21 protein-coding genes are annotated in these 23,240 nt (G+C 42.5%); 11 read left to right on the forward strand and 10 right to left on the reverse strand.

Annotated elements, in window-relative coordinates; all coding sequences use genetic code 11:
* Positions 1-18: 18 nt before the first annotated feature.
* Together QXW63_02655 and QXW63_02660 are read right to left on the reverse strand one after the other, a co-directional pair.
* On the reverse strand, positions 19-1,095 hold the full coding sequence (locus tag QXW63_02655) for a nucleotidyltransferase domain-containing protein (GenBank protein ID MEM3460800.1): 1,077 nt from the start codon (positions 1,093-1,095) through the stop codon (positions 19-21).
* Complete coding sequence (locus QXW63_02660) at positions 1,083-2,237, reverse strand: nucleotidyltransferase domain-containing protein (protein MEM3460801.1); 1,155 nt, start codon at positions 2,235-2,237, stop codon at positions 1,083-1,085. Before QXW63_02660 ends, QXW63_02655 begins: the two co-directional genes overlap by 13 nt.
* On the opposite strand from QXW63_02660, the gene QXW63_02665 reads away from it, so the two are divergent.
* Together QXW63_02665 and mobB are read left to right on the forward strand one after the other, a co-directional pair.
* Positions 2,216-2,686, forward strand: coding sequence for a hypothetical protein (locus QXW63_02665; protein ID MEM3460802.1), 471 nt, complete (start codon positions 2,216-2,218; stop codon positions 2,684-2,686). The genes QXW63_02660 and QXW63_02665 overlap by 22 nt on opposite strands.
* A gap of 16 nt (positions 2,687-2,702) precedes the next feature.
* The gene (mobB, locus tag QXW63_02670; GenBank protein MEM3460803.1) at positions 2,703-3,233 is read left to right on the forward strand and encodes a molybdopterin-guanine dinucleotide biosynthesis protein B; all 531 of its coding nucleotides are present in this window, start codon (positions 2,703-2,705) and stop codon (positions 3,231-3,233) included.
* Between the two features lie 130 nt (positions 3,234-3,363).
* Here the strand turns inward: mobB and QXW63_02675 are convergent, their stop codons facing one another.
* From QXW63_02675 to QXW63_02690, 4 genes are read right to left on the reverse strand one after another with little or no spacing between them, the layout of a single operon-like run.
* Complete coding sequence (locus QXW63_02675) at positions 3,364-4,530, reverse strand: AAA family ATPase (protein MEM3460804.1); 1,167 nt, start codon at positions 4,528-4,530, stop codon at positions 3,364-3,366.
* Positions 4,531-4,540: 10 nt separating this feature from the next.
* Positions 4,541-5,440, reverse strand: a complete 900-nt coding sequence (locus tag QXW63_02680) for a Snf7 family protein (GenBank protein MEM3460805.1) — start codon at positions 5,438-5,440, stop codon at positions 4,541-4,543.
* Positions 5,441-5,476: 36 nt separating this feature from the next.
* Positions 5,477-6,217 (reverse strand): CdvA-like protein, encoded by a 741-nt coding sequence (locus QXW63_02685; protein MEM3460806.1) that lies wholly within the window; start codon positions 6,215-6,217, stop codon positions 5,477-5,479.
* A 20-nt stretch (positions 6,218-6,237) separates the two neighbouring features.
* Positions 6,238-6,909: a Snf7 family protein gene (locus QXW63_02690; GenBank protein MEM3460807.1), complete on the reverse strand. Its 672-nt coding sequence runs from the start codon at positions 6,907-6,909 to the stop codon at positions 6,238-6,240.
* 228 nt (positions 6,910-7,137) lie between these two features.
* Here QXW63_02690 and QXW63_02695 point away from each other — a divergent pair, with 228 nt between their 5' ends.
* Complete coding sequence (locus QXW63_02695) at positions 7,138-7,356, forward strand: hypothetical protein (GenBank protein MEM3460808.1); 219 nt, start codon at positions 7,138-7,140, stop codon at positions 7,354-7,356.
* A 304-nt stretch (positions 7,357-7,660) separates the two neighbouring features.
* On the opposite strand, the gene QXW63_02700 is transcribed toward QXW63_02695, so the two are convergent.
* A complete protein-coding gene (locus tag QXW63_02700) occupies positions 7,661-8,251 on the reverse strand; it encodes an O-methyltransferase (GenBank protein MEM3460809.1) in 591 nt (196 codons plus the stop codon).
* A 184-nt stretch (positions 8,252-8,435) separates the two neighbouring features.
* Between QXW63_02700 and QXW63_02705 the strand changes: the two genes are divergently transcribed.
* The 3 genes from QXW63_02705 to QXW63_02715 all read left to right on the forward strand — a co-directional run bounded on the left by QXW63_02705 (position 8,436) and on the right by QXW63_02715 (position 14,100).
* Entirely contained in the window at positions 8,436-9,209 is a 774-nt protein-coding gene (locus tag QXW63_02705; GenBank protein ID MEM3460810.1) for a hypothetical protein, read from the forward strand.
* A gap of 15 nt (positions 9,210-9,224) precedes the next feature.
* Positions 9,225-12,134 (forward strand): DEAD/DEAH box helicase, encoded by a 2,910-nt coding sequence (locus tag QXW63_02710; GenBank protein ID MEM3460811.1) that lies wholly within the window; start codon positions 9,225-9,227, stop codon positions 12,132-12,134.
* Between the two features lie 703 nt (positions 12,135-12,837).
* A complete protein-coding gene (locus QXW63_02715) occupies positions 12,838-14,100 on the forward strand; it encodes an amino acid permease (GenBank protein MEM3460812.1) in 1,263 nt (420 codons plus the stop codon).
* Between the two features lie 38 nt (positions 14,101-14,138).
* Here QXW63_02715 and QXW63_02720 read toward each other — a convergent pair whose 3' ends face one another.
* The 3 genes from QXW63_02720 to QXW63_02730 form a co-directional block, all read right to left on the reverse strand.
* On the reverse strand, positions 14,139-16,583 hold the full coding sequence (locus QXW63_02720; GenBank protein ID MEM3460813.1) for a hydrogenase iron-sulfur subunit: 2,445 nt from the start codon (positions 16,581-16,583) through the stop codon (positions 14,139-14,141).
* A gap of 2 nt (positions 16,584-16,585) precedes the next feature.
* The gene (locus QXW63_02725) at positions 16,586-17,518 is read right to left on the reverse strand and encodes a 4Fe-4S dicluster domain-containing protein (GenBank protein ID MEM3460814.1); all 933 of its coding nucleotides are present in this window, start codon (positions 17,516-17,518) and stop codon (positions 16,586-16,588) included.
* Between the two features lie 254 nt (positions 17,519-17,772).
* Entirely contained in the window at positions 17,773-18,333 is a 561-nt protein-coding gene (locus QXW63_02730) for a methyltransferase domain-containing protein (protein MEM3460815.1), read from the reverse strand.
* A gap of 59 nt (positions 18,334-18,392) precedes the next feature.
* Here QXW63_02730 and nucS point away from each other — a divergent pair, with 59 nt between their 5' ends.
* The 5 genes from nucS to QXW63_02755 all read left to right on the forward strand — a co-directional run bounded on the left by nucS (position 18,393) and on the right by QXW63_02755 (position 23,237).
* Positions 18,393-19,187, forward strand: coding sequence for an endonuclease NucS (gene nucS, locus QXW63_02735; GenBank protein ID MEM3460816.1), 795 nt, complete (start codon positions 18,393-18,395; stop codon positions 19,185-19,187).
* Entirely contained in the window at positions 19,184-20,083 is a 900-nt protein-coding gene (locus QXW63_02740; GenBank protein MEM3460817.1) for an MBL fold metallo-hydrolase, read from the forward strand. The genes nucS and QXW63_02740 overlap by 4 nt, the downstream gene beginning before the upstream one ends.
* A 47-nt stretch (positions 20,084-20,130) precedes the next feature.
* The gene (locus QXW63_02745; protein MEM3460818.1) at positions 20,131-20,664 is read left to right on the forward strand and encodes an inorganic diphosphatase; all 534 of its coding nucleotides are present in this window, start codon (positions 20,131-20,133) and stop codon (positions 20,662-20,664) included.
* An 81-nt stretch (positions 20,665-20,745) separates the two neighbouring features.
* The gene (locus tag QXW63_02750; GenBank protein MEM3460819.1) at positions 20,746-22,410 is read left to right on the forward strand and encodes an ABC transporter permease subunit; all 1,665 of its coding nucleotides are present in this window, start codon (positions 20,746-20,748) and stop codon (positions 22,408-22,410) included.
* Positions 22,411-22,412: 2 nt separating this feature from the next.
* Positions 22,413-23,237, forward strand: a complete 825-nt coding sequence (locus QXW63_02755) for an ABC transporter ATP-binding protein (GenBank protein ID MEM3460820.1) — start codon at positions 22,413-22,415, stop codon at positions 23,235-23,237.
* Positions 23,238-23,240 lie beyond the last annotated feature (3 nt).

The following is a 23,240-nucleotide window of genomic DNA, read 5'->3' on the forward strand; positions in this document are numbered from 1 at the left end:
AGCCTCCACTATAATAATTTATTTTTGGTTTATGCTTTTAAGGACTTGCTCGTAGTATCTTGGGCAGTAGGTTAGCGTTATTTGATGAAAACTGCTTTTTGGCGTTATTACCTCTTCCAAGTTTCCTTCCACGTAGACCTTTTCATCTTTGAATGCTTGCATGCGAAACTCTTCCATGTAAGACACTACACGCTCAATTTCGTCAGCGCCAGCTTCTCCTTCTATAATTTCTAACGGTTCGACGCCATAAACTGAAGGAATAAAAGGCGCGTCGCAGTCTTCGGTTATGCGCGCAAAAAGTTTAACCCAGCCCTTCTGCACAATCCTTCCGTCAAGAAAATATGCTTTATGTATTTCTTTCCAGTCTTTCACGGGTTCAAACTCTGCCTTTATGGTTCTTCCGCTTTGTTTGTCATTAAACACTGCGTAAATCAGTTTTCTCTGCTGATGCCAAACGAACTCTATGGCGCTGTAATTTCTGAATCTCCAAGCTTTCCCTTTTATTGAATCATCGTTTTCAAACTCGTTCTTAAATTGAGAATTTCCGTCACAATAAAGCGCCAGAAGAGCCTCTCGCAGTTTTGCCAAGTTTTTTCCGCCATAAACGATTAGGTCTATGTCAGAAAACTTTGGATGGTAGAACCCGTGAAGGAGAGAACCGAAAACGCCAAAATTCCTTTCAGATAAACCCGCATGGTCAGTTACAATTTTCAAAACGTTTTTTAAAGCGTTTAAAAGCTCGTCTTTCGGCTCTTTTTCAACAAGTTGCACAAGTCCTTCATCTGGTTTCCGTGTTTCCATAATATTTGCGCGTTTAACGCCAACAACCTTCTTACGAATAGTAGGCAGAAATATCATGTGCTCTGGAAAATTTTCTTTAACAAATTTCCAGCCTTCATCCTCATAAAACTTAAAGAAGACGCGGTTTCCATCAGTTCTAAACGCTTTAGGATTATTAGACTTAAAAATTTCTGCCGGCGCATATTCAACATCGCAAACATATGCATTTGCTGGATGAGAATAGCCAAAAACGCGAAAAATCAAGCCTTCTCTGGTTACTATTGTGTCGCGGTCTCTAAGTTTCAGATTGGCCAAATGTACTCTTCCTCGCTTACGCCGGTTCCAACAACAACTTGGTAAAAAACTTCATCTTTGCAAAGACCTTCAACCTTTTCCAGTGTTCCGGCAACCTTGATTTTGTCTCCTTTCCTCGCAACGTTCCTATAACATCCAATCATTGAAACTACGAGTGTTGGGATTTTTTCTTTTGGAATGTCTGAAGTTTGATTTGCTGGTGTGTAATCTTCTATTTTGTAAATTGCTGGGCGGAACATGGCTTCACTGTCATCGTTAACCGTGCATGTGAATTTTAATGGAGCTAAAGGCGTGAATTTGTAAGCGCCATATTCCACGTGAATCTCCTCTTTTTTGCGAACTGCGTTGTACATGAAAATCTTCCCAGAAAAGCGCCCTTTAAAACGTCTTGCAGCGTCTAAACGGTTATTGAAGACATAACTTAACTTTTTAGCTTCAACAAGCCTTTCCACTGTTTTCTCTAGTTTGCGGAAGTTTTCTGCGCCATAAACAACAATGTCTATGTCGGATTTTGACGAGTGCATGTTAAGGGCTATGGAGCCATGAACGCCAAAGTCTTCAATAGCTATGCCAGACTCGTCAGACAACAAATTGACAAAATCCAAAGTCATTTTCTGCAAGCGGTCATGCCGTTTCTGCTTAATTATAGAGGCCAAGCAATCCCGCGGAACATAAACCCTTTCAACCGAACCCAACGGCGCACTTATTACATATTTACCCCTAAAAGGACAGAAATATACATAACTTGGAAAGTTTTTACGAAAAGTTTCAAGAAAAACCTGATAATTTTGGACCGTATAGAGTTTTTCGGCGCGGAAAAGTTCCAGCTGCCCATATTTCCACGTTCGCTCCAGAAACTCGATTTGAAAGAGCGTTTTGAACTTGGAAGGAATGTACTTTAAGAAGGCGAAAACGCGATCTTGCGGATGTTCATAGCCGAAGACGTTGAGTATGAAGCCTTCTTTGGTTGCGATGGTGTCGCCGTCCGCTGGAACCCAGTCTTTAGTAGTCGTTTTGGTGCACCTTGATAAAATGGTGTGAGGGAATGTTAAAAAGTCTATTGCACATACAACAGAAAACTTAAAATCAAATCCTAATAGAGCATTTAAACGTGACCTGCGTGAAAGAAAGTTTACATCCATATGTAGTGTTTCTTCCGTCCGAACAAAAAAGCAAAATATTAAGCGCAATCTTCGGCTCAAAAGCAGCAGTTGACATCCTAAAATTCTCACTCAGCAGGGGCATATCAAACAAAATCTACCAAAAAGAACTTGTAAGAAAACTTGCCTACTCAAACAAGACAATAATTGAAACTCTAAAATCGCTGACAAACCTTGGAATTTTAGCAGAAAACATGGAGAAAATCGAAACAGAACAGCGTGCAACATGGGTTAAGGCTTATCAATTGTCGGACACAGGCAGATGGTTTGCGCTGTTGTTAGCTGAAGAAAAGGACTTGTCAGAAAGTGAAAAAGCGGAGATACTTCAGAACATTTTCAGAAAATACATGAGCTGGGTGAAAGACCTTTCCCAAAAGCTTAATGTAAGCAAGAAGACTTTAGAAGAAATCTTCAAAGAAGAACTAAGGTAACAAAGGCGTTAAAGAATTGAAAACGGCAATAGTAGCAGTAGTTGGCAGCAAAAGTTCTGGAAAAACAACCACAATAGAAGCCCTAACGATAGAGCTAACAAAAAGAGGCTACAAAGTCGCCGCAGTAAAACACATTCCAGAGCCAGACTTCACCATAGACACAAAAGATAAGGATACATGGAGATTTGCTAAGGCTGGAGCGAGAACAATCATAAGCGTAGCATCACATGAAATAGCAACGATAGAAAAAGTGAACGAAGCAGATTTTTCGTTAGAGAAGATTTTGAAAAAATGTGAAGGTCACGATGTAGTTATTCTTGAAGGATTCAGAAAGCTTGTAAACAAAAACGAGAATATACCAAAAATTGCAGTTGTAAAATCTGAAAGAGAAGCGCTGGAAATCTTAAACAATTTCAAACCTGTTTTGGCATTTACTGGTCCTTTTTCAACGGAAAAGATGAACTTGAAAGTTCCCTACGTGGATGTGTTGAAGAATCCGGAGAAAATTGCGGACATTGTTGAGAAGTTAGCCATCAAAAAACGTTAATGCGTCGGTTTTTGTTGGGTTGTGGGGTTTGGAGATTCTGTTTGAGGGGGAGAAAGGAGATTTCTACAAAAATTATAAAGGGTTTCTCCAAACCTTTCCACCCAACAGTTTCTGCTGTTCATCTCCCTCCTTAAAGAGCCTTGAAGGCTTCAAACCACCTGTTATATAAGGATAGCATGTCAAGCGAAACGCTTGGTTTTCTCTCTTCAAGTATCAGTCTGAAATCGTCCATTCTTAAGGGTCTAGGCTTGGCTTGTTTATTGGTTGCTTGGCCCGATTCGAAGAATTCGCCTATAAGTTTCAGGTGTGCTGATTGGCAGACGTCTCTTATGTCGCTTCCAGAAAAGCCTTCAGACAATCGTGCTAATTCATGCAAATCAACGTCAGCGGCGAGTTGTAGATTGCTTGTGTAAAGCTTGAACATCATTAAGCGAGTGTGATGGTCTGGAAGTGGCACTAGAATTCTTTTTTGGAATCTTCTGATGAAAGCCCAGTCCAAGTCCCACGGTTTATTCGTGGCTCCAATCACGTAAACGTGAAGATTTTTGCCTTTGTCAACTATTCCATCCATCTCTTTCAGAAACTGGTTTCGAACGCGCACTTCTCCGCCCACTTCGTTTGAATGTGCACCCATCAGAGAATCCAACTCATCGATAAAAACTATGGATGGTTTTCCATCATTTGCTGATTTTCTGGCTGAACCAAAAAGTTTGGCAACATTCTGTTCAGCCTCGCCTAACCATTTAGACATTATTGAGGCTGCGTCGATGGAAATGAAAGTTGCGTCGATTTCTGTGGCGACTGCGGCAGCCAGAAGAGTTTTGCCGCAGCCTGGCGGTCCGAACAAGAGAATTCCGCGTGGCCATCCTAATGGGAATAAGTCGGGTCTCTGAACTGGATAAACTATTGCTTCTTTCACGGCTCTTTTGGCATTGTCTAGTCCAACTACTTCTTCCCATTTAACGTTTGGTTTTTCAGTTACTATTAGTTCCTCGTAGCTTGACTTGCCGCCTTCCGTGGTTTTTGCATTTTCAGAACCTTGGGTTTCCTCGCGAAACTCTGCGGGCGAAACTGCTCCTTGCAATGCTTTTATTCGCTCTTGGTAGGCGATTGCTCTCTGTATGTAAACTTTGTTTAAGCTGTATTCTGGATAGAGCTGGACAAGTTTCAGTAGACTTTCTATGGCTTTCTGATACATTGTTATTGCCAAGCCTCTGGAGCCTTGCTTGTCTAAGCGCACTGCTTCTAACGCGTAATTTGTTGCGGCTTTCTCAAGTTCTTGTGAGGCGCTCAAAATTTTTCCACTCCTACTCTCCAGTTCTTAACTCAATTTTTATTTTCCCTTTCGCTCCTAAACTTTCAAGCGCTTTTCTAACTTCCTCATCAGAAGTTTTCAAATCTGTAGAACAGCGCGCTATGTCAATTTCTCCATTACATTTTCTTACATAATCAAGAAGCATATCCTCTAAAAGTGGATTCTCAATTTTCAAGGAGATTTCTTGAATTTCGGCTTTTTTATAAGAAAAGAGGGTTTGGGAAGAATTTCCATTCTGCTCTGTCACGGTTTCTTGACCTGTTGCTTGGGAACAGTTGGCGGCTAACGCAACCATTTCTTTCAATGCGGGCTGTTCGGTTTCTGGCGTAGTAATGGTGGTGGGCGGTTCGGGAAGTTTCTCCGCGAGTCTTTGTTCTAGAAAGCCCGACACTTCTTTTAGTATTTCTTCTCCTCCTGGGGTTTTTCTGTTCACTGGTATTATTGACTCGTCAGCGGTTATTCTCGTCGAATACAATGTTTCGCTTATTTCTTCGTTGACCTTGTTTAGTTCGGAAGAGACGTCAGGTAAAACTTCAAACAGTTCCTGTGATACCCGCTGCAAAAGCTTTAAAGAAGGTTTCAAGTCGACAACGATGTCGCTTAACTCTTTTATGGTTTCAAGTCTGAGAATCACGCGTTCTATGGCTAACTCAACATTATAAAGAAACTTTATTAATTTGCGAACTTCTGCGATTTCGTTTGCGCAGATTGCTGCCTTCTCTTTATTCTTATTTTTTAAAGCAGTGATGCATGTTTGAAAGAGAATTCTGTCTCTTTCTTTCAGACGAAAAGTTGCCTGGTCAAGTTTGTTGCGTTGAACTTTTAAGGTTTGAATTGACTTAGCAACTGTTTCCCGAAATGGTGGAGGGTTCGGATGAAGAAAACCTTTGATTTTTTGTCCCTCCGCCCGCCACCGTCAGTTGCTGGCCTATATGCCGCTTCTTCCTATTTCCTTTACATAAACGACTACTGGGGGTTCTGGGAGTTCAGGACTTGCCGAAACTGGAGCGAACTCTTTTGGAGCTTCAATCTTTGCCTTCTCTTTCGGCAGTTCTGTAGTTTTTAGGTCTTCGCCGAGTAGGATGTTTGAAAGTTTATTTTTTGTAAGTTCTAAATCGTTTTTCTCCACGTTGACTCGTTTCAGGTTTTCTTGGATTATTGCGAAGGCGGCTCCATAATATTGGTCGTCGATTTTTCCTATCTCGTGTTCGATTTCCAGATGCACCAAAGCGTAATTCAGCTCTCGCGTTTCTTCGGTACATCCGACAATTTCCCTATTAATTTCTTCAATAATAGATTGAGCTTCGGTTTTCAGTTGAGTTAGTGCTCCCTCAAAACTGTTGTGAAGTTCTTCATAAAGCTCCTGCGAAATCTTCTTCTTTTCAACCAACTCTTTGAGGGCTTGGTCTTTTCGCCATAAAAGTGGTATCTGGTCACATAAGAGGGACGCTTTCGCTTTTATTTTAGACATGAGTGTTATTTCGGCACCATCAAATTTCAGGTGGTCCGCGGGAAGTTTCAAGAATTTTCCATCGCCCTGCTCAATGAATGCAGCGTCGAATTTTCCGTTTGGAGAGACTGCAAAAGAGGCTACTTTGCCTACTACTCGCCCGTATTCATCTTTGATTTGCTTTCCAACAGAAAGAAAAAGATTGGGGTCTTGTGGCATGGTTTTTCTCCCCTACATTTTTAAGAAGTTTCGGTTGGCGCTTTTTCACCTAAGGAAGGCGCTGGGAGTCCCGGAATTCCTGGTGGGAGTTCTGGGAACTTTTCTTTGATTCTTTGTTCTGCGACTGTTGCGGCTTCTGTGAGAATTTTCTGTGCGTCTTCGTTTACTGCGTCAAAGTTCAGCGTCATTCCCGAGCTTTGTCCAGCTTCAATCATTATGCCACTGAGTAAGTTGCCAATTTCTCCAAGTTCGTTCTCTGCTTCTGGAAATACACTTACAAGTCCTGCTCTCACTGACCTTAAAACGCCGACTGCTGGTCCTAGAGTTGATACTACATCTCCAAGTTCTGATACTGTGCGTAATCTTAATACTATTTGTTCGAGTGCGAGTCTTGCGTTAATAATTAATCTTTCCATTTTGCGTATTTCCGCGAGCTCGTTTGCGAAGACGTTTGCGCGTGCAGTGTCATGCTTTGTGTAGGCGTCGACTATTCTTGCGAATATTGTCTTGTCTCTTTGGCTGAACCTTTCAGTTGCCTGGTCAAGTTTCTGAACTTGCAATTCAATGCGTCTAACTGCGAAATCCAATCGCGGCTTCAGTGGACCTGGCGGTCTGACTGCCTCCTTGATGCGGTTTGTGAATGGTTGTTCATCTCTTCTAGTTTCCCATTTTTTTGCGAATCTTTCTGACAAATTAATTACCTCCGAAAGATGAAGGATGCACAGAACAATATTATACATTGTTAACATGGTAGAAATATGCACGTATATACGTAGAGCTATATGTCAAAGCGAAAAGCGTTTTGCGCTTTAATTTTCCAATTAAAAGGTAAAGTTGCTGATTTCTGCGTAATAGACAAAAATGTGTAAGTTAGACTAAAAAGAGGCTTAGAAATCAAGTGTAAGGCAAAGGTGAAAAAGTTGAAAGACAGAATGAAAATCTTCCTCATAGTAGCTGCCCTCGGATTCGCTGCAGGAGTCATCGCTGACATAACAGCGGAATACGTGATTCCAGCAATCATGACAGTGTTGCCCGAAGTTCTCAAGGCTAGATACGTAATTTCAGGATTCGCTGGTGCTTGCTTAACGCTTGTCATGGTCAGCATATGGGCTTACGTTACGGGACCATCAGAAAAGTAAAAGTCGTTCTTACCCCTCTCTCCTCTTATTTCGCGTATTTTTAGTTGACTTCTTCTATGCGAAAAGTTTTGGACTCAGGAGCGGAAAAAGCAATCATCCGCTTTGTCAGTGTACCTCGATTACCTCATCGTCCACATTTTGGGTAATAGTTCAAGTTTATTTACGTTTCCTAAAGATTTTGGTCCCGTCCATTTCTGCGAGATATTCAAACCCGACCTTACTTCGCCTTTTCTGGAGCCAAGTTAACGCGGAGTAAATTGGTTTTCAAACTTCTTTTAATGTCTCCTAACAAAACTAATGGCATTCAAAGTTTAAAACTTACTTCGAGACCTCCAGCACTTGCTGATATGTGTTTGCTCGCGTATTTTCCTGAGTGTCTTACATAATCCAGATAGTCCGGCGCATGTTCCACGTTATCTGCGATCACGACGCTTCCTTTGTGGAGTCTATTTTCGATTAACTGTAGATAATCCAGATATTGCTGTTTCTCGGCATCTATGAAAACAAGATCAAACTTGCCCTTTAACTTCGGAATTATCTTAAGAGCGTCGCCGACCAAAACTTCAACCGTTGGCGGTATTTCCGCCCTTTTTATGTTGTTCTTCGCAATCTCTGCTGCATGAGAGTCGATCTCTATGGTGATTAGTTGGGCATCGCTTCCCAATTCTTTTCCCATCAGAATAGCTGAATAACCAATAAGAGTTCCAATTTCCAAAACACGTTTAGGCGTAATATCGCGAATAATTTCAACTAAAATTTGACCTCTATCAGGCCCAACAATGGGCAAAAACTTACCTTTTTTAATTTTGCTCTCAATTTCGCTCAAAACCTTCTCCGCTTTGCCCATCTGTCTTATCCAACCTACAGACCGCACCAATACTGTGATCGTTGCCAAAATAAAAACTCATCGAGCACATCGAAGTGTTAAAGCGTATAATCATATCCTGTTAGTCATCGTTAAAAGGAAATGAAAAAAGAGGGATCTGTGGAAGAAATTCACTGTGTTGAATGAGATTGCTTATCGTCCAACATATTGAAATAATTGTTCACGCTATTTACGCTTACGGAAGACATTGCAAATGTGCGGTATATTCGGTTTCGCTTTAAAAACGCCCATTGCCGTGGAAAACGTGTTCAGATTACTTGAAAAACTGGAAACCCACCAGTACCCAACAGAACCCAAACCTGTCGGAGGCTACGGAGCAGGAATTGCGGTTCTTAAAGAGAACGGAGAGGTTGTTTTGGAAAAAGTTGGAAGCATTAACGGTTCTCCTGTTAAGCGTTTATCTGAAATTTTCGGCTTGGAAGAAGCGTCTGTTCTAATTGCGCATGTGCGGATGCCGAGTCCACAGTTTATGGCAAGCACCTCTTTTAGGGAAACCGCTCAGCCCTACATCGCAAAGTGCAATCCAAATTTGACCATCATTTCAGCCCATAATGGCAGTGTCACGAATTATAAGGAAATTAGAAAAGCTCTTAAAATGCATAGTTTCGAGTCTGAAAAAGTTGAACTTATCGACTCGGAAGTGATTCCACACTTGTTTGAAAAATTGCTGACAGAGAAGACTGATGTTAACGACGCCTTAAACGCGCTTTTTTCGTCTCTGGAAGGACCAAGCGCATTGAGTCTGTTACATGTGGAGAAAACGCGTGTGCTCTTGCATTTTCTTCACAAAGAAAAAACGAGGGGTTTGCATGTTTGGATAAACGGGCAGGGTGAAGTGTTTTTCTGTTCCCGAAATGAGTTGTTGGTTGAAGTGTTTGGTGACATTTTAACGCAGGGAAAATTCGAGAGGAAAGTGGCTGTTGCTTATCGTGAAGATGCAAGTTTAAAGCTTTCCTTGACAATATAATTTTGGCACAGGCAAATGAAAAGTAACCATGCGGACTCAAACGTTTTCTTTTCACTCGCCAAGCCTATCCGAGACGCTTTAGCAGAATTAGGCTTTGCTGAGCCGACACTTCCGCAGGCAAAGGCGATTCCGCATGTTATGGCTGGAGAAAACGTGCTTTTGATTGCGCCTACAGGAAGCGGCAAAACTGAAGCGGTTCTTCTTCCAATTTTTTCTAAGCTTATTCAACAGGAAAAGAAGAGGGGCATATCAGTAGTTTACATTACACCTTTGAGAGCCTTGAACCGTGATTTGCTGAAGCGTTTGTCTTTTTGGGCTCAACGGCTGGGCTTGACGGTGGAGGTTAGGCATGGCGATACAGAAATGAAACTGCGTAGGAAACAAGCGATTTCGCCGCCGCAGATGCTTGTGACTACGCCGGAGACATTGCAGGCGATTCTTCCAGGCGCTCGCATGAGACAGCACCTAAGCCATGTTAGGCATGTTGTTGTTGATGAAGTGCATGAATTAGCATCTAGCAAACGTGGAGTCCAGCTTTCAATAGCTTTGGAGCGTCTCTTTGATGTTGTTGGCGGAGAGTTTCAGCGGGTTGGTTTGTCGGCTACTGTTGGAAACCCAGAAGAGGTTGCGCAGTTTGTTGCTGGAACTGGTCGAAAGGTTCGAATTATTGAGGCGTTGCCGCATAAAGGCTACAGCTATAACGTGGAGAGTCCGTTGCCGACTGATGCGGATTATGAGTTGGCTGGGAAACTTAGGACTTCGCCTGAAGCGGCGGCGAGAATAAGGCGAGTGCTAGAGCTTGTTGACAGTCACAAGTCAACGTTAATTTTTGTGAATAGTCGAACGAACGCGGAGATGCTGGGTCACAAGTTTGGTCAGCTTGGACGAGTGGACATTGCGGTTCATCATGGTTCTTTGTCAAAAGAGGAACGTGTGCAGATTGAGGACGAGTTTAAGAGTGGTGTTTTGAGGGCGATTATTTGCACGAGCACATTGGAACTTGGCATAGACATAGGCAACGTGGACTTGGTTGTTCAGTATCTTTCGCCGAGGCAAGTGAGCAACTTGATTCAGCGTGTTGGGCGTAGTGGACATAGGCTGGATATGCTTTCTGAAGGCGTCATCCTCACGGCTTTTCCAGACGACACTTTGGAATCGACAGCGGCTGTAAAAAACGCTTATGCGAATAGGGTTGAGCCGGTTTTAATTCACGAAGGCGCTTTGGACGTTTTGGCACATCAAGTGGTTGGATTGCTCATGGATAAGCAGTTCTTGACAACAAAAGAGGTGCTGGCAACTGTGCGCCGGGCTTATCCTTACCGCAATTTGAGCGAAGAAACGCTTTTGGACGTGATAGACTTTTTAGACAGCCTCGACGAATTAAGATTTGACAGAGAAGGAAAAGTTTTGAGAAAAGCCAGAAAAAGTAGACGTTATTACTTTGAGAATTTGTCCATGATTCCGGACGAGAAGCGCTACCCGATAGTGAACGTGATTTCTGACAGGAAGATTGGCACATTGGGCGACGAGTTCATGGCTATAAGAGCCCGTGTAGGCTTGAATTTCATTGTGAGAGGTAGGGTTTGGCGTATAGTGCAGATAGAGGATGAGACTGGCACGGTTTACGTTGTTCCTGCCGAAGACCCGTTTGCAGCGATTCCTGGTTGGGATGGGGAGATTTTGCCTGTGCCGTTTGAGTTGGCTCAGGAAACGGGTAGACTGCGTGAGCAGATTAGAGAAGCGTTGCGAGAAAGTGATAAGGCAGAGGCTGTAGCGGAGAAACTTGCTGGTAAACTTAAAGTGGATAAGGCGGCTTTGCTTGACGCGGTTAGAGAGGTTGCTGAACATCTGAAGCAAGGCGCGCCGTTGCCAACACATAATCACATTCTCGTTGAAGCATTCGACAAATACCTAATAATTCATGCGAGTTTTGGCGAGATTGTAAATCGCACTTTGGGCAGTGTTTTTGATTCGGTGCTTTCTGATAGGGAGTTGATTGTTGGCTGGTGGAATGATGGTTATAGGATACTTATTGAGATGCCTAGGAATCTTGCGCAGCGGGATGTTGAAAAGATGCCCGCATTATTGTTTGGTTTGGCGGATGAAGAGGTGGATAAGGCTTTTAGTGATTATTTGGAAGCGCGGTTTCCGTTTTCTTACAAGATGAAGTTTGTTGCTGAAAGGTTTGGAGCTTTGCCTCGTGGGAAAACGATGGGTCCTGAACGGCAGAGTCAGCTTGTTGGTCAATTTAGGAACACGCCAGTTTATGATGAGACTTTGCGTGAGGCGTTGTTGGAGAAAGTGGATGTGGCGAAGGTTAAAGAGATTATGCATGCGGTTAGGGATGGGAAGGTGAATGTTAGCACTGTGTGGCGTTCTGAAAAGCCCACGCCACTAGCCTATCGCATACTCGCAATGTATTCTGACATTTCGGAGCTTATGGCTCCAGAAGAAGTTTTGCTAAGCAATATTGACAAGATGAAGAAGGCGATAGAGGCGAGAACTGCAAAGCTGCTCTGCATAAATTGTGGCGAATGGACGAGCGAAAAGAAGATTAGGAGTTTGCCAGAAAAGCCAGCATGTGAAAAATGTGGTTCGGGACTTTTGGCGCTATTGTATCCGAGCCAAGATGCGAAGCGTCTGCGTGAGATTTTGAGGAAAAGACGTAAAGATAAAGAGTTAGCGGAAGAGGAGCTTAAAGAGTTGCGAGATGCGAGACGCACGGCAGATTTAGTGCTAAGCTATGGCAAGAAAGCGATGGTGGCTTTAGAAGTTAAAGGTGTTGGACCGGAAACAGCGTTTAGGATATTGGGGAAAATGCATATGAAAGAAGACGAATTCTACATGGACCTACTAAAGGCGAAGATACAATATTTGCGCACGCGAGAATTCTGGGAAAACAGAGAGAACCTCCAAAAAAAGTAAAGCAAACAAATCATGGTGTTCAAGAACTTTAATGCTTTTTGACATTGAAACTTACATTAATGCGACTCATCTTTTCTTGAGCCGATAAACCACATAAAATGGTAAATCTATTACCAAAAAAATTACACGCCCTTGTAGCGTAATACATAGTGAAAATTTGAATGAAACAATACAAGAAAGAGTGGAGTGTTGAAAGGGGTAAATAAAAAAGTTGTATGTGTTATTTCTAACAACTATAGCTACGAATGCTCTAATAATGTCTAGTGTGGAGCTGTAGGTGATGAATAAGCGCCAAGAAACCGTGCTAATATGTATCCTTAGTGCGTTTCTAGCCGGATTTTTAATTGAAACTTTTGGATTTCTAGTAACCTTTCTATTTCTCCTCATTTTGGGATTCGCAATTGCCATTTACATTGCGCTTATAGCACCACGCCTCCCTAAGATAAGTCTAAAACCCGAAGAAACACCTAAGTTTTCTGAAAAAATGCATTAAATGCGGTGCTGAAATCCCAATAGCTTCAGAGGAATGCCCAATTTGTGGGTCTAAGCAAAAAACCATTACGTAGTATCATTCCCCTTTCTTTTCCACCCTTCAACATATGACTACTTATTTTTATTTATCGCATAACGTGTAACATTACAAATGTATTAAAGTTTAATAACTAAATTACTCCAAAAACAGATTTCTATATCTGGTGCATGCATGAATAGAGAAGAAACCCAACACCATGAATTAAAACCCTCTTTGGGTTTGTTTGATGCTACGGCTATAAGTGTTGGCGCAATCATAGGCGCTGGCATTTTCATTGTTACTGGTATTGCTGCTGGTTTGGCTGGTTCAGCCTTAATCGTTTCCATGCTTATCGCTGCCGTAATTGCTCTGTTCACCGCGTTGAGCTTCGCTGAACTAACCGCGTGGCAACCCCGAGAAGGAAGCATCTACGAATACACGTATCAGCTAATCTCGCCCTTCGCTGGCTTCCTAACTGGCTGGATGTGGATAGTATCAAACACGTTCGCAGGTGCAGCCGTCTCGTTAGGCTTCGCGTATTACCTAACAGCAATAACGCCGACCATACCGCCGAATGTGATTGCCGCGCTTCTCTGCATAGCCTTCACAGTGCTCAACTTTCTTGGCATACGGCAATCAGCTCTCATAAACAACATCCTCGTAGCCGCAAAACTACTGATACTCACACTTTTCGTCATAGCCGGCGTAAGATACATAAACACTGCAAACTTCGCACCGTTCGCACCCTTAGAAGTCGGAGTGTTCTACGGCGCGTTTTACATTTTCTTCGCATACGGAGGCTTCGCACGCGTAGCCGTAATCGCAGAAGAAGTCAAAGACGCAAAACGCAACGTTCCCAGAGCTATACTATTGTCGTTAGCAATATCCACGCTAGTCTACATTCTCGTTGGCATCGTAGCCATCGGACTCATAGGAGCACCAAGCCTCTCAGTCTCAAAATCGCCCTTAACAGACGCCATAAGCATAACAGGAAATACAACAGCAACTTACACAGTCTCAGCAGGCGGATTACTCGCAACAGCAAGCGTCCTACTAACAGCCATTCTAGGCGTGTCGCGTATGGCATACGCAATGGGCAGAAGAAAAGACCTGCCACAAGCCCTAAGCAAACTTCACTCAAAATTTAACACGCCCTACTATTCAATCTGGATATTCGGCACCGCAATGACGCTACTTGCACTGTTCGTGAACCTCAGCAGAGTCGTAGCCATAAGCACCTTCGCGTTGCTTTTCTACTACACGCTAGCAAACGTGTCCGCACTAAAATTGAAAACGCAGAAAAGACTGTGCCCACGATGTATTCCAGCTTTAGGCATAATCACTTGCCTAGCCTTAATGGTTTTCATTCCACTTGAAGCATGGATTATCGGCGCTGCAGGACTAGGCGTAGGCGTAATTGTCTACTTAGCAAAAAACCACTTAACCACAAGTTGAACCTATAAATAAGGGAGGGGTCTAGTCTCTCCACGCGCTTATTTCTTCTCTTTCCTCTTCAACATATTCTCCAAAACAGGACGCAACTTCGCATTCTCCGCTTTAATCTTCTCCTTACCCAAAGCCTGCATCTGCGCAGCCATCTCACGAACAACCTCAGCAAACTTCACGCCTTCAGCTGCAGAAACATACTCCACACGGAACCTTTCTGGGCTAAGTCCAAGCTTCTGCAACATAGGCGCCAAAGCATCCATCCTAGCCTTCATCTTCCAATTCCCACTAATATAGTGACAATCATAAGGCAAATGGCAAGCACCAATCAAAACCATACCCGCGCCAAGCCTAAACGCCTCCAAAACAAAATCACGGTCAACCCTACCAGAACACATAACACGAATAGGCCTAATCACAGGCGGATACTCAAACCTGCTCGTGCCAGCCAAATCCGCACCTGCATAACTGCACCAGTTGCATAAAATCGCCAAAATCTTATCTTCAGGCTCCCTCTCCAAAGCAGCCCTAATCTGAGCCAAAATCTGCGCATCAGTAAAATGCATCTGCGTAATCGCGTCAGCAGGACACTCAGCAACGCATGTTCCACAACCGTGACACATGGCAGTTATAACTTCCGCTGGCTTCTTCTCCTCAACCTTTATCGAGCCATACGGACAACGCTCAGCACAAATCCCACATTTAGTATTAACATTCCTACACTTGCTCGGGTCCACAACAGAAACTATCGGCTCAATCTTCCACTTAGGCTTAGAAAGCACAGTCGCCGCACGCGAAGCCGCACCACTACCCTGCGAAACGCTGTAGGGAATATCCTTCAACCCCTGACAGGCACCAGCTAAAAAAATCCCGTCAGTAGGCGCATCAATAGGCTTAAGCTTAGGATGACTCTCCATGAAAAACCCATCAGCCCCACGAGTCAAATTCAAAATACGCGCAATCTCATCCGTGCCCTTCTTCGGTATAGCTGCAGTCGCCAAAACAACCATGTCCGCTTCAACTTCAATCGGCTCACCAAGCGTCATATCCTCAGCATGAACCAGCAAATTCTTCGTCTCAGGAACTTCCAAAATGCGGCTCACTCGCCCACGAATAAAATTCACACCCAACTCACGCGCACGGTCATAAAACTCCTCATAACCCTTAAAGTTGCTACGCATATCCATGTAAAAAACGTAAACCTCCACATCCTGCTTATACTTCTCCTTAAGCTGAACAACATGCTTCAAAGTATACATACAACAAAAGTTAGAACAATACGGATACTTGTTCTTATCCCGCGAACCAACACACTGAATAAACGCTACGCTATGCGGTTTCTGCCCATCCGAAGCCCGAACAACCTTCCCGCCAGTAGGACCAGCAGCAAGAATAAGCCTCTCAAACTCAAGCGAAGTAATCACGTTGGGATATTTGCCATAACCATAAAGCGGCATGTCATAAGGCAAATAAATATCATAACCAGTCGCAACAACAATCGCCCCAACCTCCAACTCAATTTCCTCGGGTTTCTGCTCAAAATTTATCGCTTGCCGCGCTCCACAAGCATCAACACACTTGTAACACTCAATACAATAATCCTTGTTAATCGTGTAAACAAGCGGAACCGCCTGGTCAAAAGGCACAGAAATCGCTTTTCTAACGCCTAAATTCATGTCCCACTCGTTAGGATACTCAATCGGACAAGCCTCCTTACACTCGCCACAGCCCGTGCAGTTAGCAGCAATCACATAACGCGGATTCTTCCTTATCTTAACCTTAAAATTGCCAATGTAACCGCTAACACTTAACAAGTCAGCAAAAGCAATTATCTCAATATTCGGATGCCTTCCAACATCAACCATCTTCGGACCTTCAATACAAATAGAACAGTCAAGCGTTGGAAACGTCTTATCCAACTGCGCCATGTGACCACCAATGCTTTCGCCCTTCTCAAGCACATACACCTTAAAGCCCATCTCAGCCAAATCCAAAGCAGCATTCATCCCAGAAATGCCGCCGCCAATAACCAAAGCCTTATTCGTAACAGGAACTTCAATCGTCTGAAGCGGATGCAGCAACCTCGCCTTCGCAACAGCCATCCTTATCAAATCTTTAGCCTTCTCCGTAGCCTCCTTCGGCGTGCTCGGATGACACCAAGACGAAAATTCACGGATATTCGCCATCTCAAACAAAAATGGGTTCAAGCCAACATCAGAAACAGTCCTACGAAAAGTAGGCTCATGCATACGCGGAGAACAAGCTGCGACAACAACACGGTTCAGCTTATGCTCCCTTATTCCCTTCCTAATTTCCTCTTGTCCAGGGTCTGCGCATGTGTAGCGGTTGTCTTTAACGTAAACAACATTTGGCAACGTCTTAGCGTATTCAACGAGTTCTTTAATGTCGATTACGCCAGCTATGTTCAAGCCACAGTGACATATGAAAACGCCAATTCGCGGCTCCTCAAACTCAACCTTCTTTTCAGCCATACTTACACACCCTTCCATCCAAGCCTTTTCTCAACAGATTCCATTCCTTTCCGAGAACCCTTAGCCTTCAACTCCTTAGTCACCTCAATCGGCGAAGCCAACCTTTCCAAAGCTTTATTCCACGCGCCTGAACGAACAGGAGTATGAATTATCTTCGTCCGCTTAAGCTCTAAAGCATCCTCAACTGGACAAACAACTTTACATGCACCACAATAAACACAAAACATTTCGTCTACGTGCACTTTCTTATCCTCATCAGAATAGTAAAGTGCCCCAGTTATTGGGCAAACGTCAAGGCAGTCCGTGCAGCCTTCCGGACACTTCTCAGCATGAATTGCGATTTTGCCATGAATAAACTTCTTAACGCGCATGACGCCTTCTGGACATTTGAACTCGCATATTCTACAACATGGACAATGCTCTTTGTCCACGTCAATTTTAACTTGAAGGTCCTTCCTTTCTTTCTTTGTAAGCTTCTTGACGTTTTCCACCGTTTTTCCATCAGGTGTGAGCCATGTTATCTTAACCAGATTAAGGGGACATGCCTCTTCACACTTTAAACTCTCTGGTGGATATTTGCTTGCGTCCACTTGAATGTCACGAATCAGTTGCGGAAAGCTTTCCTTCTCAATCACTGAAAGGACATGCTGACCGTTCAAAGTTACCTTTACTGCGCCGTATGGACATAGTACGTCGCATATTCCACAAAAATTACATTTTGCCAAATCAATGTCAACCTTAGCCCTCTTGGCTTTTTCTCCCTGCGTTTTAGGCTGTTTCTCAAGTTTGATAGCTTCTTTTGGGCAAGCCAAAGCGCAGATTTGGCATCCTACGCAAAGGTTTTTGTCAAGATTAAGTTTGTAATTTTTAACGTGGAGAACCCATTCTAATGTTAACGCTTCTTGTGTGCTCTTTTTTATTGTTTTTAGAGGCATCTGCAACCCACCAATTCGAATAGCACATTGTGAATTCGGTGGAATTATAGTTCTAATTCTTTACTTTCATATATAGTTTAGTTGTCAATCACGTGAAAAATGATGGAAAAGGCACGGAACGGGCCACAATCTGTATAAGAAACTTGATTTTGTTTCAATTATGTTTAAAGTAAAATTGCGGATAAAACTTGCACGCTTATCAACTTTTTTTGGTGCACAATAAACATTAACACTAAAAACCCAATAGACAAGTTTTAATCTACCGTTTTTGCGCAAACTGCAACATGACATTTTAAATCTTCACTTTCTAAAACAGCAATTCTCAAGCCAGCGTCTCTAAGCAACTCTTCAAAACTTTCACGTGAGAAAACATTCTTTAAACCCGTAACCACAATTACCGCATTTGCTTTTGCAACTCTCACAATTTCTTTCAAAGTCGCACATGGATTTGGCATGTTCTGAAGTAACGTGAAAGCGAAAACGTGATTGAAAAAGTTCTCTGAGAAAGGTAGTTTATCAGCATCAGCCAATACTAAATGCATATACTGAAATTTTTTCGCGTGTTCCTTTGCCTTGAGCATTGTCTTTTTGGAAAGGTCCACGCCGATAACGGTTTCTGCTTTATCAGCAACATAATCAAACAAAAGCCCCGTGCCGCACCCAACATCCAAAACCAAGCCTAGTCTGTCCATCTTAAGATTCTTGAACGCAGCTTGAAACTTAGCTTTTTGTTCTTCAGCATACCGCATGTCATAAATGTGCGCCGTCACATCATAACGATGCATTATCTCTCGTTTCTTGTCCCACTCGTTCATGGCAACCCTTAAGAAATCTTATGTAGGCACGAGCCTTCTAAAAGTATTGGAGAAAAACCGTGCCAAACAATAAGCCTTTGAACGTTCTAATTAATCCAAACGCTTTGGAAGCAGAAGCAGTAGCTAGAGATGCAATTTCTCAACGCAAAACACTTCTGATTGTTGGCAATTGTTGGGTGCATTACTTCGGTAGAGCCAAATCGAAGCTTGAACCTGGCGAACGCATTCTCATAATTAAGGAAGACGGTTCGCTTCTTGTTCACCGCTCAGTAGGCTATGAACCAGTTAATTGGCAATCACCAGGATGCATCTTCCATGTGCAAACTAAAAACGACATTCTAGAAATTCGTGCAGTGAGACAAAAACCGCGCGAATCGGTTAACGTGTCCTTTGATAAGATTAACATGGTCTCAGCTATGTGTCTTGTTGATTCCGGCGAGTTTTCTCTTTACGCAAGTGAGGAAGACATGCATAAGGCAATTTTGATGAAGCCTTCACTTTTGGAGGAAGGATTCAAGCCCATAAGTTATGAGAAGAAGGTTGAGCCGGGTTTTGTTGATGTTTATGGTGTAGATAAGAATGGAAGGCTTGTGGTTGTGGAGGTTAAACGTAAAACTGCTGGTAAGGAAGCGGCAATCCAGCTTGCAAAATACATCGAAGCAATAAAAGAAAAGGCAAACCGCGAAATACGCGGAATACTTGCCGCGCCAAACATAGCAAAAGATGTTCAACGACTACTTGAAACTTTAGGGTTAGAATTCAAATCTTTAGACCCAAAAAAATGTGCGGAAATTCTAAGGAAAACCGAAACGAAAAAACTTGAGGCATTCTTCACAGAGGAAACAAAACAATGATTAAAAATATTGTTCCCTTAGCCTTTGACAGCCTCGGCGTTCGTTCAATGGCAACATTCATCGAGACAGACGACCTAAAAATTCTAATCGACCCCGGAGCAGCTTTGGGACCCATCCGTTATGGTTTACCACCGCATTTTTTGGAATGGCAGAAGCTTGATGAATCTTGGAGAAAAATAAAGCGACAAGCGAAAGAAGCGGACATATTAATGGTGACGCATTACCATTACGACCACCATGACCCAGATGCTCCAGAACTTTACAAGAACAAAATGGTTTTCATAAAACATCCAACAGAAAACATAAACTTAAGTCAACGGGAAAGAGCAGCCTTATTTCTAAAAGCAGTAAGAGAGAAACCCAAAAAACTTGAGATTGCTGACGGAAAAAATTTTCGAATAGGAAAGACACAGATAACTTTTTCAAAAGCTGTCTGCCACGGAACAAATCCACGTCTTGGATACGTTACTGAAGTTAGCATAAAAAGCGGCAACGACAGATTTCTTTACACGTCTGATGTGGAAGGCCCTTCGCTTCCAGAACAAATCAGATTCATACTGAAAGAAAAGCCAGCCATTCTGTTTGTTGATGGCCCAATGACTTACATGCTTGGCTTTCGTTATTCATACAAAAGCCTTGAAATCTCCAATAACAACCTTGTTAAAATCATAAAGAAGTTAAGCCTTGACACGCTTGTTCTGGACCACCATTTTCTGCGCGATTTAAATTACAAATTGAGAATAAAGCCAGTTTATGAAGCGGCAGAAAAGTGCAGAGTGAAAGTTGTCACGGCTGCCGAATTTTGTGGAAGAAAAATCGAAATGCTCGAAGCTTTAAGAAAGGAATTATATGCAAAATATGGCGACGAGAAAAACAAAAGCAATAACTTTTCCTAAAAAAGCATAAATCATTAAATTTGATACTTTGCTTGAGGTTTAAGCAAATGAACATTTGGAAAGATATTCCTTCAGGCGATAAACCACCAAAACTGCTCAACATGGTGGTTGAGGTTATCAGTGGCTCAAGAGACAAATACGAATATAACATTAAATGGGAACAGTTTGTTTTAGACCGCATAATACCATCCTCTGTGGTTTTTCCAGTGGAGTATGGGTTCGTTCCACAAACGTGGTTTGATGATGGAGACCCGCTGGACATAATGGCGTTAAGTTATGAACCGCTTGAAGTTGGATGCATAGTTAGAGTGAGAGTCATAGGAGCATTAATAATTGAAGATGAAAATGGTATAGACCCAAAAATATTGTCTGTGCTTGTTAACGATGCAAGATTTGACGGATACAATGACATCAGCGATGTGCATCCGCATAAACTTAGAGAAATTCAGGAATTCTTTGAAACTTACAAACGGCTAGAACCGCATAAGTGGGTGAAGTTTAAGGAATGGAAAAATGCGGAGGAAACCACAAAAATTGTGAACTATGCCATCAACCGATTTAAACAACTTGACACAAAATAATACAATACTCTTAAATCCTCCTTGCAACTGTTCGAGTTAATTATAATACTACATGGCGAGCCTTAAGCTGGCGCATGAAACTTGCGAAGATACATGGTTGTCTTCATTGCGGGATTATTCGCACTTTGCGTAATGGCTTGGTTAATTGTAACCTTCGTGGACTATCCAGAGGTTAAAGCCCTTCCTTTCTACACGTTCAGCACGATTTCACGAATAATAATTACACTGTTGATTTCGGTCGCTTGGGGAGTTTCCTTTGGCATACTTGCTGCTACAAACAAAGTAGCATCATTTGTACTTACACCCCTTATCGACCTACTGCAATCAATTCCTATACTCGGATATTTTCCAATGGTAATCGGTTTTCTTTTTGCGCTAGGTCCTTGGGGCATCGAACTTTCCGTTATTGTTCTGCTTTTTACATCCATGGCATGGGCTATCTTCTTTGGAGTGTTAGGAGCAATTCGAGCCATTCCAACAAATGTTGCCGAATCAGCACGAAGTTTTGGCTTGACAGGTTGGCGCTACATTAGGCATGTCGTGTTACCAGCAATCACGCCAGCGGTTATTTCAGGAGCAAACCTTGCATGGTGTGATGGCTGGTTCTTCATAATCGCAGCAGAATACATCCAATATCAAGGAAACATTATGAAACCGCCTTTTGGCGGCTTGGGTTACTTGCTCGCAAAAACTGCTTATGAATATAAAGATATGAATCTCGCAGTAATCTTGCTATTATTCATAACTTTCATCGTTGTATATTTTAACACTCTAACTTGGCATAAGTTTATGGAAAGAGCAAGCACCGGCACTTTCAAACCAGTTTTTAAAATGGACCTTTCAGGCGTCGGAAAGCTTGGATTAGCAAAAGCGACTAGTTGGCTACACTCTGAAAGAATTCACTGGCCCAAAGCCTTCTCAATTGTTTCACAACGACTACGAAAATACACGCACGCCGAAAGAATTATTGCCGTTGTTCTGGTTTTTTCAGCAATTTTCTTTATTTTATACGTGGTATTCGGTCAATTCCCAACATTTAAAATAATTAGTGAAGGATTCAGTCAACCACCCGCAGAAGAAATCAATCGTCTACCGTTACTAATCGCGTTAACTATGGGAAGGCTTACAATAGCCTATGGAATTTCTCTTGTAGTGGCAATTAGTATGGGAGTCCTCGCTGCAGAGCACAAGAAATTTGCAGTCATTTTCTACCCACTGTATGACATCGGACAAGGAGTGCCAATTCTTGCATTATTTCCAGTCATCTTCCTCGGGTTAAACCAGCTTATCGGAATACCTAGATTAGCACTTGAGCTTACATGTATAACAATGTTAGTTCTTGACATGATATGGTACATGTTCCTAAACATTGTAAGCGCAGTGAAAAACATCCCAACCGAAATAAAAGAGGTAGGTCAGATCTTTGGGTTTAAAGGTCTGAAAAGAATAACGCATTTGGTCATTCCCTCCATATTGCCTTCAATAGTTACTGGAAGCATACTTTCATGGGGAACTGGTTGGAACACAATAATATTTGCAGAGTATATGCCATCCACAGGATCTGTAAGTCAACCTCTTTCAGTTCCTGGTATAGGATCGCTGTTAGACAAAGCTGGATATGAGTACGGAAATACTGTAGTACTCATATTTCTTCTCGGTATAATCGCATTAATAGTGCTTTCTATGGAAGCATTTGTTTGGCGACGTTTACTTAGAAAGTTTGAAAAATATCATGTGGAGGTGTAAACATGTCAATACTTGAAGTTAAAAGCGTGTCGAAAACTTTCATGATGGAGAAAACCAGAATATTAGTGCTAGACAATGTGAGTTTTTCAGTTGGAAACGATGAGTTTGTGTGTTTAGTTGGGCCTTCAGGCTGTGGAAAATCCACAATACTCCGAATAATCGCAGGTTTAGAAAAAGCCGATTCAGGCGAGGTGTTGTTTCACGGGCAACCTCTTACTCAATCCACGCCAAAAATTGCAATGGTCTTCCAGCTTTTCGGTTTGTTACCCTGGAAAACATCACTGGAAAACATTGAAGTGCCCTTAGAAGTACTTGGTATAGAAAAGGAAAAACGAAAGCATATTGCTGAAGAATATTTAAGAATGGTTGGACTTGAAGGTTTCGAAAACACTTATCCTCATGACCTTTCGGGTGGAATGAAGCAACGCGTTGGAATCGCAAGAGCACTCGCATTGAAACCTGAAGTCTTGCTTATGGATGAGCCTTTCTCTTCTCTAGACGAACTTACAGCAAAAACTCTTCGGGAATTGGTGCTTGACATCTGGCGAAACCCAACGTTACCAACTAATACTTTTGTGATGGTGAGCCATAACGTTGAGGAGGCAGTTTTCATGGCAGACAGAATAATAGTGATGTCACCACGACCAGGAAAAGTCATCGGAGAAGTCAAAATTGATATTCCAAGACCACGCACTAAACATTTACGAGACCCAGAATATTTCCGATTCGTTGACGAAGTTGTAGAATTGCTAGAAAAAGACAAAACAAAGACAGCAAGTGAAAGTCCTATATCGTTAACCGCGAAGCGAGCAAACAAACTGAAATGAATT

Source organism: Candidatus Bathyarchaeia archaeon (genome assembly GCA_038873195.1).
Taxonomy (GTDB): domain Archaea; phylum Thermoproteota; class Bathyarchaeia; order Bathyarchaeales; family Bathycorpusculaceae; genus DSLH01.